This is a genomic window from Flavobacterium haoranii, assembly GCF_009363055.1.
In the GTDB taxonomy this organism is placed as follows: Bacteria; Bacteroidota; Bacteroidia; order Flavobacteriales; family Flavobacteriaceae; genus Flavobacterium; species Flavobacterium haoranii.
The window spans coordinates 966552-979472 of record NZ_CP045292.1; the positions used below are offsets into that span (position 1 = coordinate 966552).

General features: G+C 29.9%; 12 protein-coding genes. 5 read left to right on the forward strand and 7 right to left on the reverse strand.

From position 1 onward, the window contains the following. The first annotated feature begins 20 nt into the window (after positions 1–20). On the forward strand, positions 21–458 hold the full coding sequence (locus GCU34_RS04745; protein ID WP_072783622.1) for an SseB family protein: 438 nt from the start codon (positions 21–23) through the stop codon (positions 456–458). Here GCU34_RS04745 and GCU34_RS04750 read toward each other — a convergent pair whose 3' ends face one another. From GCU34_RS04750 to GCU34_RS04760, 3 genes are all read right to left on the reverse strand, one after another. Beyond that, entirely contained in the window at positions 459–2066 is a 1608-nt protein-coding gene (locus tag GCU34_RS04750; protein ID WP_072783620.1) for a class I SAM-dependent methyltransferase, read from the reverse strand. A 192-nt stretch (positions 2067–2258) separates the two neighbouring features. Further along, positions 2259–3308 carry an AMP-binding protein gene (locus GCU34_RS04755; RefSeq protein ID WP_072783618.1) on the reverse strand — a complete coding sequence of 350 codons (1050 nt, stop codon included), beginning with the start codon at positions 3306–3308 and terminating at the stop codon, positions 2259–2261. A 3-nt stretch (positions 3309–3311) separates the two neighbouring features. Further along, a complete protein-coding gene (locus GCU34_RS04760) occupies positions 3312–4199 on the reverse strand; it encodes a CPBP family intramembrane glutamic endopeptidase (RefSeq protein WP_072783617.1) in 888 nt (295 codons plus the stop codon). 56 nt (positions 4200–4255) lie between these two features. Between GCU34_RS04760 and arsC the strand changes: the two genes are divergently transcribed. Together arsC and GCU34_RS04770 are read left to right on the forward strand one after the other, a co-directional pair. Continuing rightward, positions 4256–4600 (forward strand): arsenate reductase (glutaredoxin), encoded by a 345-nt coding sequence (gene arsC, locus GCU34_RS04765; protein WP_072783615.1) that lies wholly within the window; start codon positions 4256–4258, stop codon positions 4598–4600. Between the two features lie 103 nt (positions 4601–4703). Continuing rightward, the gene (locus tag GCU34_RS04770; protein WP_072783613.1) at positions 4704–7163 is read left to right on the forward strand and encodes a TonB-dependent receptor domain-containing protein; all 2460 of its coding nucleotides are present in this window, start codon (positions 4704–4706) and stop codon (positions 7161–7163) included. Positions 7164–7213: 50 nt separating this feature from the next. Here GCU34_RS04770 and GCU34_RS13595 read toward each other — a convergent pair whose 3' ends face one another. Then, complete coding sequence (locus GCU34_RS13595) at positions 7214–7381, reverse strand: hypothetical protein (RefSeq protein WP_178138348.1); 168 nt, start codon at positions 7379–7381, stop codon at positions 7214–7216. A 114-nt stretch (positions 7382–7495) separates the two neighbouring features. Between GCU34_RS13595 and fumC the strand changes: the two genes are divergently transcribed. Beyond that, on the forward strand, positions 7496–8878 hold the full coding sequence (gene fumC / locus GCU34_RS04775) for a class II fumarate hydratase (RefSeq protein WP_072783611.1): 1383 nt from the start codon (positions 7496–7498) through the stop codon (positions 8876–8878). Here fumC and GCU34_RS04780 read toward each other — a convergent pair. Beyond that, positions 8875–9573: a DUF1003 domain-containing protein gene (locus GCU34_RS04780; RefSeq protein ID WP_072784138.1), complete on the reverse strand. Its 699-nt coding sequence runs from the start codon at positions 9571–9573 to the stop codon at positions 8875–8877. The two genes, fumC and GCU34_RS04780, sit on opposite strands and share 4 nt — an antisense overlap. A 1-nt stretch (position 9574) precedes the next feature. Further along, on the reverse strand, positions 9575–10651 hold the full coding sequence (gene corA / locus GCU34_RS04785) for a magnesium/cobalt transporter CorA (protein ID WP_072783609.1): 1077 nt from the start codon (positions 10649–10651) through the stop codon (positions 9575–9577). A gap of 69 nt (positions 10652–10720) precedes the next feature. Here corA and hutI point away from each other — a divergent pair, with 69 nt between their 5' ends. Further along, positions 10721–11956, forward strand: a complete 1236-nt coding sequence (hutI, locus tag GCU34_RS04790; protein ID WP_072783608.1) for an imidazolonepropionase — start codon at positions 10721–10723, stop codon at positions 11954–11956. 52 nt (positions 11957–12008) lie between these two features. On the opposite strand, the gene GCU34_RS04795 is transcribed toward hutI, so the two are convergent. Further along, positions 12009–12893: a hypothetical protein gene (locus tag GCU34_RS04795; protein ID WP_072783606.1), complete on the reverse strand. Its 885-nt coding sequence runs from the start codon at positions 12891–12893 to the stop codon at positions 12009–12011. Positions 12894–12921: the final 28 nt, after the last annotated feature.

A 12921-nucleotide genomic window follows, 5' to 3' on the forward strand; every position in this document is an offset into this window, starting at 1 on the left:
GCCGTTCATAAAAATAAAACATGAGTACATCTAATCCTGAACTAGAGTTTCAACCAAATAATACTAAATTACTTTCTGCAATAAAAACATTTCAAAACAACCAAAATCAAGAAACTTTTTTGGCTGTTTTTAATGAACTACAAGGAAATAATGCTTTTTTGTTAATTCCTACAACTGAACCCATTGTTGGAAAAGATAGGAACGAAGAAGGTTGGTCAACTATTGAAAAAGGAACGCAAATGTCTTTCACTTCTGTTTTTGAAGTTGATGGTCAAAAAATATTAGGTGCTTTCACTTCGCAACAAACATTGATGAATTGGGCAAACGAAACGAAACCTTTTGCTTCACTTCCCGCAAGAGATGTTTTAGATATTGCTATGCAAAACGGAATTGAAAAAATTGTAATCGACAGCAATCAAGATACGATGTTTGTGTTGGGAAGAACTATTGCTAAATAATTAACCCCTTAACAAATTTATACTCACAGTTGCATAATCAGTATTTGGGAATTTCTTGAAATACAAACTATCTGGTTGCAAACCAGCTTCGGCTGCAATTTTATGTAAAACATCAATTTCTACTATAAATTGATCTGAGAATCCATGTGTAGCATCGTAAGCTGTTGCTGCTGTTTTACCAATGTTTTGAGCTGTTAATTCTGGTGAAATGGTATGTAATTCAATTATAAGTAATCCAAATTTCTCTACATAAGGCGACCATTTTTTGAAGTGTTCAAATAAGTTTTCTTCTACCAAACTGTTCGAAATTCTATTTCCTCTGTGTGCAAAAGCTCCGCTTGAAGAGGAAATTCTGCTTGGATTCATATTTTTTGGATTTTCCCAAATTCTATTATGATCTAAGAAAGTACGAACATTTAATAAATCACCCAATGAAATCTTATAATTTTCCATTAAATCAGAAGCTAATAAATCGGGATTTCCGATATCACCCCAAACCACTTTTGCCCAAATATCGGCCTTAATTAAATTCGCACGTGTTACTTTTAAAGCAGCCTGATTATAATCGGCTCCAACTAAAAATAAAGGATAATCATCAAGTAATTTTCCTCTTAAAGTCTGACGTTCAATCACTTCAAAAATATGTTGAAGAAAAGCGCCATTTCCACAACCCATATCTAAAATCCCTTTCGGTTGTAAATCAATGGGTTGATTAAATAGTTCGATTATGATTTCATCAATCACTTTGAAATATGTAGCGTGTGCTCCTCCACTTCCCCAAACATTCATTTCTCTGTTTACGTGTTTTTCTTCTTCATGAATAGCTATTTCACGCAGTGCAGAAGCATTGCCAAACAACATTTGATTTAGATTTTTAAACATTGGTAAATAGGAAACAGTAACTCCATAAGCCGTGGCTCTTTTTGCAAAAAACAATCCCGTTTCGGTAAACTGATAAAAACCATTTTTTTGGGTAAACCACCCTAAAAAGGTAAAGAAATCGAGAATCGCTCTAAAAGTTTCAGGTTCTTTATGAAATTCTTCCGCTTTAAATGAAGTTTCCATAAAATATTTATGAAACATTCCAGTCATTCCTAAACTTACTACAATTGGCGCAACTAAATAACCTTCAATATGCTTTAAAATTTGCTTTTGAATTTGAAATTCTTCCTTATTTTCTGAAAAGGAAATTCCGAAGTTATTTCTAAATTTTTCAAATAAACTTGCTATTCGTCCTATATGTTCACTATCAATTTGAACTGAAGTAAAAAAATCAGTCTCCTGAAGCATTTTTACAACATCTTCATATAAGTCGAAATTGGAAAAGGCAAATTCGCTTTTAGAATTTACTGAAACCTCTACAATATCGTTTTGGTTATCAATAAAATAATCAATAAAACCTTGAGAAGCTAAAACTCTTAAACCAACATTTAAATAACCTTCATTTGCTTTAAATTGCTCAGTAAGCTCATTTAAATTTACTTTTTGGTGTTGTAAGAGAAAATCTAATATTCCATTTTGCTTCAAATGAAAAGCCGTTGGAGCAACTACTAATCCATCTAAATGCAAAAATATTTGTTGGCGTAAATCAATTTTCTCAACAGTCATAAGAGTCGTTTTTAATTAATAATTATTCCAATTAACTTGCTTTTCATTGAAGTGTTGTTCGTCACTTCGAGTAGATTTTTTGAAAAAAAATCGTATCGAGAAGTTTAAAAACTTTGAATTAAAATTCTTGTTTTCGATACTTTTTCTTTCAGAAAAAACTCAAACTGACGAATTTTTCATATGATTTTCTATTTAAATCAATTTTAAAGTAGCGCTTCTATTTATTTTATCAGTTGGAGTCATTTTAAACTTTTTAACGTAAACAACTTCTTTAGGTTGCTCATGCTTTTCTAATCCGTCAAAAACTTTAGTATCCAAGATAGATTTTTCATTTCCTTCTACTACTAAAATTACTTTTTCGCCCAATTTATTATCTGGTTTTGAAGCAATAAAATACTTCTCTTGAATCTTATTCGATAATTTTTCTTCTATAACTTCAGGAATAATTTTAATTCCACCAGAATTAATCACATTATCGATTCGTCCTAACCATTTAAATTGATTTTTAGATTTAATTTCAACCAAATCATTAGTTACAATAGCTTCTTCGCTTATTCTTGGTGCGTTAATTACCAAACAATCTTTATCATTTAAGGAAATTGAAACACCTTCCATTAATTTAAAATACGATTTACCAATTTCTTTGGCGGCTATATGCGTTATGGTTTCGGTCATTCCGTAAGTTTCATAGATTTTTGTAGAAGGAAGTTTTTTTATTCTTTTTACCAATTCTACAGAAGGTGCAACACCACCAATGATTAACTTTTTAATGTGTTGCAAATTTTCAAGATTATTCTCAACTTGCAACGGAACCATGGCAGCAAAATCATATTCGGTATGTAATTTACTAAACATTTTACCAGCAGGATTAACCAAATCGATTTCTAATCCTAGAATTATTGCTCGAACTAACATCATTTTTCCTGCAATATATTTCGTTGGTAAACAATGCAACGCTTTATTTCCTGGATGTAAATCAAAAAAATTACCTGTTGCAATTGCCGAATTTACCATTGCTTGTTTTTGCATTTTTATAAGCTTTGGTTTTCCCGTACTTCCAGACGTTTCAGTTTCAATAAAATCTTTATTATCCAACCAATCTAATAGGAAATTTCCAATTTGTTTTTCAAAGTCTTCACCTTCTTTTATAAAACTATAAGAAAGCTGAAATAAAGTTTCTGTTGTAGGATGAAATCCGTTAATTTTGAATAAGTTATGTATGTTTTTATAATGCGGAATCATGATTTAATTTGTTAGTTTACCAAAAAGTTTTGCTTGCCAATTTTTCCATCCATAAATTTTTGAAAAAATGAAGAACAGTATCGGAAACACTATGAAAATTGGCGTAAAAATTTCAAATCCAGCGGAAGGTTCGGATACATCTTTAAAAATAGAATGTGTTTGAAAAGCTGTCCAATCTGCAGTTACTAATAAAGCACTTATTAAATTATTTGCCGCATGAAAACCAAGCGCTAATTCCAAACCTTCATCCATTAAAGTTATTATTCCTAAAAATAATCCAGTTCCGATATAGTAAATCATAATTACCCAACCCACTTTATCTACTTCAGGATTAGCAGCATGCATTATTCCGAATAAAAAAGAAGTTACTAAAAGCGGAATCAATCTTGAATTTGTAGCTAAACCAATTCCTTGCATCATGTGCGCTCTAAATAAATATTCTTCAAAACTGGTTTGCATGGGAATAAATATTATTGCAATTATTAGAAAAATTAAAAACTTATCGAGCTTTAAATTCCAAATAAAATTCTCAGGTGTGGTTAAATATGAAATATAAATCATGGTTGCGGTAATAGTTCCCCACAAGAAAAAAGAAAGAAAAACGCGTTTCCAGTCAATTTTTGGTCTCGATGTTGTTAGTGCTGTAATTGGAATTCGCTGAATAAATTTGGTCCAAATCAAAACAATAAATAATCCAATTGCCAGTGGACCAACCATAATTAAAAATGTTCCATTAACTCCTAACATACTAATAGATTGATGAATAACTTCATTAGTATCCATATCCATAGATGCTACATAATTCCAGGCCATTAAGGCTAAAAAACAAAACGGAACTATAAAATAAAGAAATAACTCGGGCTTAAACTTTTTAATTTGTTCAATATACATTTTAAATAAAATTTCTACTAATGTAGTATTTTTTAAATTTGTATAAAAAATTAAATATGATAACTATTTACCATAATCCGAGATGTACCAAATCAAGAGAAGGTTTAAGCTTTGTTGAAAATTTAAATGAAGAAATTGTGATACGTAAATATCTTGATGAACCTTTTACTAAAGCAGAACTAAAAGATGTTTTAAAAAAACTAAATTATAAACCTATTGACTTAGTAAGAACAAAAGAGAAAGAATGGACCGAAAATTATAAAGGAAAAGAATTAAGTGATGAAGAACTAATTGATGTTTTACTCAATCATCCTAAATTAATTGAAAGACCAATTGTAGTAAAAAACAATAAAGCTGTTGTAGCAAGGCCTTATGAGAAAATTAATGACATATTAAAATAACGAAAACGTTTTCAAAATTGGTGATTCCTTTTTTTAACAAAGATTTGTGATTTTAAGCTTAAACCAAGAGGTACTTTTGCAGTCTTAGATTGAAAAAATTGTTATGAACAAGATCACCAAGCTAACTGCTTTTTTATTTTTACTGATTACAAGTCAAATTTTTGCTCAGTATAAAACTGATGTCAAAAAAATTAAAATTACAGGTACTATCTTAGAAAAAGGTACCGATTTACCTTTAGAATATGCAACAATTGTCTTTGAAGATGCTAAAACCAAACAACTTACAGGAGGTGTTACCGATTTTGATGGGAAATTCAATTTTGAAGTACCAAGCGGTATTTACAACATTCGTTTTGAATTCATTTCATTTAAAACAATTGAACTAAAAAATCAGAATTTAAAAGACAATAAAGATTTTGGAACTGTTTACTTAGAAGCAGATGTTTCTCAGCTTGCTGGTGTTGAATTAGTAGCGGAAAAACCAACAGTAGAAATTAAATTAGACAAGCGTGTTTACAATGTAAGCAAAGATATGACGGTTAAAGGTGGTACTGCTGGTGACGTTTTAAACAACGTACCTTCTGTTACTGTTGATACTGATGGAACAATCGCTTTGAGAGGAAACGAAAATGTTACTATTTTAATTGATGGAAAACCTTCTGGTTTAGCAGGAATTAATGTTAGTGATGTTATAAAAATGCTTCCGGCTGATGCTATTGAAAAAGTAGAAGTTATTACAAATCCATCTGCAAGATATAACTCTGAAGGTAGTGGTGGAATTATCAATATTGTTCTTAAAAAAGGAAAAACTAATGGTTTAAATGGTTCAGTTGTATTATCAGCGGGTACACCAGAAACTTATACAGGAAGCACGAGCATTAATTACAAAACGGACAACTTTAATGTTTTCTCAAATTTTAGTTATAATCGTAGAACCAACAAAGGAAAGTCTTATGTTAACTCAACTTATTTCGATTCAGGTACTGAAAATATTATCGACGATATTACAGGTTATATGAACGAAAGTAGAAACAATAAAGATCAAGATAAAGGCTATAATGCAAATTTTGGTGCCGATTGGTATTTAACACCTTCGTTAACTTGGACCAACTCATTAACTTTTAGAGAAAATAAAGAAACCGATCCTGAAAATGTATTAATGGATTATTTCGATATTGATAGAACATTTCTTTATACAAGAAACCGTTTTAATAATCAATACGAAAAAAGTTTTGTTTTGGAATATGCTACAAATTTTACCAAAAAATTTAAAAAAGAAGATCATAAATTAACAGCAGATTTCTCTGTTTCTACTAATAGAAGAAATCAAAATTCAGAAATTACTGATTCGGTTTTAGGAAGTACAGATGCTCCAAACTATGAATATACTATTAATAATAATACTCAAGATAGAATTTTAGCTCAAACAGATTATGTGTTACCAATTGGTGAAAAAGGTAGAATTGAAGCTGGTTACAGAGGAAGTTTTGCAACAACATTAACGGATTTCCAAATTATACCAAATTCTGATTACAACAACTTATTAGAATATGTAGAAAACATTAATGCTTTATATTTTCAATACGGTAACAAGTATAATAAGTTTTCTTATTTCTTAGGTTTACGATGGGAAGATACTGATATCGAAATTAATTCATTAAATATCAATAATTACAACACAAAAAAATATAATAACTTCTTCCCTACTGCAACTTTAAATTATGAGTTCGACGAAAAAAGTTCGTTCACTTTAAGTTATAGCAAAAGAATTAACAGACCAAGAGGAAGATTTATTAATCCGTTTTCATCTTACAGCAGTAACGTAAATTTATTTCAAGGAAATCCTGATTTAGATCCAACTTATACTAATGTAATTGAAATTGGTTACTTAAAAAGATGGTCAAAATTAACTTTGAATTCTTCTATTTATACAAATCTTACTGATCAATCATTCCAATTTATTAGAAGAGAAACGGGTAACTTTGTTGAAAATGTTCCTGTAATTGTTTCGACACCAATTAACCTTTCAAAAGAAGTAAGAACTGGTTTTGAGTTTAATGTAAATTACTCGCCTTACAAATGGTGGAGAACTAATACCAACTTCAACTTATTTAGTGTTCAAACTCGTGGTGATTATACTTATACTGATTATCTAAACAATGTGGTAACACAAAATTTTGATAATGATGCCTTTGGTTTCTTTGCTCGATTAAACAATAAAATTACGCTTCCTTATAAAATAGATTGGCAAACCAATGTTTTCTATATGGGACCACAAAGAAATGCTCAAGGTAAACGATTATCGATGACCAATGTGAGTATGGCATTAAGTAAAGACATTATAAAAGACAAAGCTACAATTTCAGTAAATGCAGATAATTTATTTAATACCGCAAAAATGAGACGTGAAACGTATATCAAAGATTTAACCATGTCTGATGCTGAATTTCAAAGAAGAACAAGAACAATTTTATTCTCTTTCACTTATAGATTCAATAGAAAAAAAGAATCTGATAGAAATAAAAGAGATAATAACGACGACGGAGACGGAGAGTTTATGTAATAAAAAAAGGGAACCAATTGGTTCCCTTTTATTTTGAATCAAAGAAATTATTAATTTTCTTGTTCTTGTCTTTTCGCTCTTTTCTCTTTAATTAATTCAGAAATAGCACCACCTAACCAATAAGGTACAAATGAAGCTAAGAAAATCATTAACCAAAAACCAATAGTTAAAATGGTTAAGAAAAGTAAAAAGCCTAAATACTGTTGAAATTCAAACATGTTTTCCGGAATTTTATGAATTCAAGTCCAAAGATAGAAGTAAAATTTATTTTTTACAATTCTATAACACAAATTCTTTTAACAATTCCCTAAATTTAAAGAAAAAAACAAAAAATGGACTTTAGAATTGAAAAAGACACTTTAGGAGAAGTTAAAGTTCCTGCCGATAAACTTTGGGGTGCACAAACAGAACGTTCAAGAAATAATTTTAAAATTGGTCCAGCAGCATCAATGCCTTTTGAGGTTATAAAAGCTTTTGCCTATTTAAAAAAAGCTGCTGCTTTTACAAATACTGAGCTTAATGTTTTAGCAACTCATAAACGTGATTTGATTGCACAAGTTTGTGATGAAATTCTAAATGATAAACTAAACGAACATTTTCCACTTGTAATTTGGCAAACTGGTTCTGGAACACAATCTAATATGAATGTCAATGAAGTTATTGCGCACAGAGCTCAACAATTATCTCAAAAAACTTTTGAAGAAGAACCCGTTTTAAAAGAAAATGACGATGTCAACAAGTCGCAATCGTCAAATGATACATTTCCAACAGCCATGCATATTGCAGCAAGCATTCAGCTAATTCAACATACAATTCCGGCAATTGAATTGCTACAAAAAACTTTGGAAACAAAAGCAAACGAATTCAAAGATGTAATTAAAATTGGTCGTACTCATTTAATGGATGCCACTCCCCTAACCTTGGGACAAGAATTTTCTGGTTACGCTAAATTATTAGAAAACGGATTAAAATCTTTACAGCAATCATTGGAGCCAATTTCAGAGCTAGCACTTGGTGGAACAGCCGTAGGAACTGGCTTAAACACACCTAAAGGCTATGATGTTTTAGTTGCAAAAAATATTTCAATATTTACAGGAATTCCGTTTAAAACTGCTCCTAATAAATTTGAAGCACTTTCAGCTCATAATGCCATTGTACAAAGTCATGCTGCTTTAAAACAACTAGCGGTTTCGTTAAATAAAATTGCAAATGATATTCGTTTATTAGCTTCTGGACCTCGATCGGGAATTGGTGAAATACTTATTCCTGAAAACGAACCTGGATCTTCAATTATGCCAGGAAAAGTAAATCCAACACAAAGTGAAGCCTTAACAATGGTTGCTGCCCAAGTAATGGGTAATGATGTAGCCATTACAATTGGAGCAACTCAAGGACACTATGAACTAAATGTTTTTAAGCCTTTGCTTATTGCTAACTTCTTACAATCGGCTCAATTATTAGGCGATGCTTGTATTTCTTTTGCTAAACATTGTGTTGAAGGTATCACTCCAAATTATAAAAGAATTGAAGAATTATTAAACAATTCACTAATGTTAGTTACTGCTTTGAATACAAAGATTGGGTATTACAAAGCCGCTGAAATTGCGCAAAAAGCACATCATGAAGATACTACTTTAAAGCAAGCTGCAGTTGCATTAGGCTACGTTACTGAAAAAGAATTTGACGAATGGGTAAATCCTAAAAATATGATTTAAGGTTTATTTTCAATCTTTTTGATAATATCATTCATCATATCAATTTGAACTTTCTGAATTTCTAATAAAGATTGTTCTTGATGTAAAATTAAATGATCAATTTTTTCATGCAACATTCTGATCTCAAGTTCCGATTTTAAATTAATCATATAATCGTTTTTAGCACGTTCTCTGTCTTTTTCTTCTTGACGATTTTGACTCATCATAATTACAGGAGCTTGTAAAGCCGCTAAACAAGATAAAATTAAATTTAGTAAAATAAATGGATAAGGATCAAAACCTTTATTTAATAAAAAGAATGCATTTATAAATATCCAAATTAGCAAGAAAATCATAAACGAAATTATGAAAGTCCAACTTCCGCCAAACTCGGCTACTTTATCAGCGACTTTTTGTCCTAAAGTATATTTTGTTCTTTCCTCTAATTGCTGACTTAAATTATTTTTATTGGTAACCGAATCTAAAACAACTTTTTCTAATTCCGTTAATTCGCCTTGTTCATTAATTAAAAGTGAACTGATGTATTTTTCGCGATATAAATTAAGTTCAGAAATAGAAATGTAATCATTCTTATTACAATTAGGATAATCTTTAAGAATTAAATCAAAAATAGGCTTTCTAACTGATTTAAGACTAACTTTTTCAGAAGTAGAAAAATCATTGCCAGAAATAGCACTCGTAAATATTCCTTTCATATTAAAACCATTTTTTACGTTTAAAATAAATAAGCATTGAAATTGCAATAATGCTCATTAAACCAAGAATTGTATAGTAACCTAATCGATATTCTAACTCGGGCATGTATTTAAAATTCATTCCATAAATACCTGCTATAAAAGTAAGTGGTAAAAATAAAGACGAAATCACCGTTAAAGTTTTCATTACTTCATTCATCTTATGATTTTGAGTAGTGTAATAAAAATTACTTGCACTATCAAGCGAAGTCATATCATAATCTATTTGTTCTAGTAACTCTATTGTTTTTTGATGTAATCTACTGAAATACACAAAATTTGACGGTTCAATACTATTAAAATCATCATCTTCCTTAATGGTCTTAATAGTGTAAAGTGCTTCTTTTAATGGGGACAAAGAGCGCTTAAGCATGTAAAATATTTCTCTGTATTTTTCAATTTCTTCAATAATTTTTGGATCATCGGAAGTTTTAGACAAGGTTTGCAATCGTTCAATTTCAGTTTCTTTATTTTCAATAGTAATGTAGAAATTTTCTAAAATAGAATCGAGCATTAAATACAATAAATAATCTACTTTTTTCTTTCTTACCACACCAGTATTTGTTCGCAATCGTTCTCTAATATGTGTAAAGAAATCGCCTCTTTTCTCTTGAAACGAAATCAGTAAATTATCATGAATTAAGAAACTAATTTGTTCAATTCTAACCAAATCTTGTTTATCGTCATCTGAAGGTAAAATCGATTTTATACTAAAAAAAACACATTCGTCAAGCTCATCAAAACGTGTTCCTCGAGAAATATTTAAAATATCTGAAACGATTAAACTGTTAATATTTAACTTATCTGTTAAGTCTTTTATTAAATCGATATTAGTTAAACCATGAAGATTGAGCCAGTTGTTTTCGATTTCGCTTCTTTCTTTTATAAAATTTTCAACAGAAACATCTTCAATTTCTTTTACATTTTCTTCGTTATACACAAACAACTGCATTTCAGTTTTCATATGTGTATAAACACCTGTATATTCGTATGGCTGGTATTGAACTTTGCGTCCTTTCTTGTATCGTATCTTTCTCAAAATGTATAATTTTTACTATAAAGATAGGAGTTTTTAAAATTCAGACTTATTTTTACCAAAAATTATTTTATGCAAACCATCTACATTAATATAAAAGAATTACTACAAGTTAGAGAAATTTCAGTTGAAAAAGTATCTGGTAAAGAAATGTCTATTTTACCAAAAATTGACAATGCTTTTTTAATTGTAAAAGATGATCGTATTGAAGGTTTTGGAACAATGGAAAACTGTCCTTCACTTGAAAATTTTAATGTTATTGATGTTGAAGGAAAAGTAATTTTACCAACTTGGGTTGATAGTCACACACATATAGTTTATGCTGGGAACAGAATTCAAGAATTTGTAGATAGAATAAACGGATTATCGTATGAAGAAATTGCAAATCGTGGTGGCGGAATTTTAAACTCGGCGAAACGATTAAATGAAACTTCGGAAGAAGATTTATACGAACAATCAAAAAAACGCTTAGAAGAGGTTATTTTACAAGGAACTGGAGCTATCGAAATTAAATCGGGTTACGGATTAACAGTTGAAGGCGAATTGAAAATGCTTCGCGTTATAAAACGTTTAAAAGAAAATTACGCAATTCCTATAAAAGCCACATTTTTAGGAGCTCACGCCTTCCCTACTCAATACAAAGAAAATCATTCAGCTTATATTGATTTGATTATTAATGAAATGTTACCCAAAATAGCTGAAGAAAAACTAGCCGATTATATAGATGCTTTTTTAGAAACAGGATATTTTTCTGTTGAAGAAACTGAACGTATTATGGAAGCTGGAAAAAAATATGGTTTAACTGCAAAAATTCACGTAAATCAGTTCACTGCAATTGACGGAATTAAAGCTTGTGTACACCACGGAGCGCGTTCGGTAGATCACTTAGAAATTGTAACCGATGAAGATATTGAAGTTTTAAAAAATTCGGAAACAATTCCAGTTGCTTTGCCAAGCTGTTCTTATTTTATAAGTATTCCTTATACGCCTGCTCTTAAAATGATAAGCGCGGGATTGCCTTTAGCTTTAGCTACCGATTACAATCCAGGAACTACTCCGTCGGGAAATATGAATTTTGTTGTGGCAACTGCTTGTATTAAAATGAAAATGACTCCAGAAGAAGCTATAAATGCAGCCACAATAAATGCAGCTTTTGCAATGGATGTTTCAAACGAAGTGGGAAGTATTACAAAAGGTAAAAAGGCAAATTTTATAATTACAAAACCTATTCATTCATATTATCAAATTCCGTATGAATTTGGTTCCAACTTAATCGAAAAGGTTGTTATAAACGGAAAATATATTTAATAAAAAAGCCACTTTAAAAAGTGGCTTTTTTTATTTATTCTTTACAAGAAAATTATCTTAAATTGAAACTAGTTTTAGAAACGTTTTCTCCTTTTTCGTTAAATACATTTACAAAGTAAGTACCCGCTTGGAAATCTTTACCAGAAACTTCTTCGTTTACTTGAACAGTTTTATTTTCATACTTAACAGAAGTAATAAAGCTATAAGTTAACGACATTCCTTCTCCACCTAATGCAATAGTTTCTTTATCTCCAAGAATATTGTTTTTGCTATCAATAACTTGAACATAATATTTTCTATCGCCAGATTTTGCAATTTGGTTTTCAGCGATAATAAAGCTAATTTTTAATTTATCTGCTCTACTTGCTTTATCTGTTTCAATTTGTTTACCAGAACTTCTTTCTTTAACTGCTAAAACATTTAAGTTTAAAACTGAAAGTTTAGAACCTTTCTCAACTGTTTTAGTTAAGTTGTCGTTTTGCATTACTAAAGTATCATTAAAACGCTTCGCATCGTCTAAAACCACATTTGTGCTATCTAAATTAGATTTTAAAGTAACATTTTGTTGCTTTAATAATTCATTTTCAGCTTTTAAATTTTCAAACTCTCTGTTTAATTTTGCATAAAGTCCTTGATATTTTCTCATAGATGCAGAATCATCTTTTGCTTTTTGTAATTCACCTAAAAGCTTTTCCATTTCAGCCTTCTGTGCATCAATATCACTTTTTAAAGCATTGTTCTCATTAGACATTGATTCTAATTCAGCAATTTTAGCTTTAATTTCATTTTCTAATGACGTTTTTTCTGTAGTTAATTCAGTAACTTGTTTTTTGTTGTCTGAATTCAATTTGAAAATATAGCCTAAACTTCCTAAAAATAATAAGGCTAATACTACCACAGCTGCTTTTAATCCAGAATTGTTTTGTTTATTTTCCATAATTGGGGTGTAATTGGTTTTTAACAAA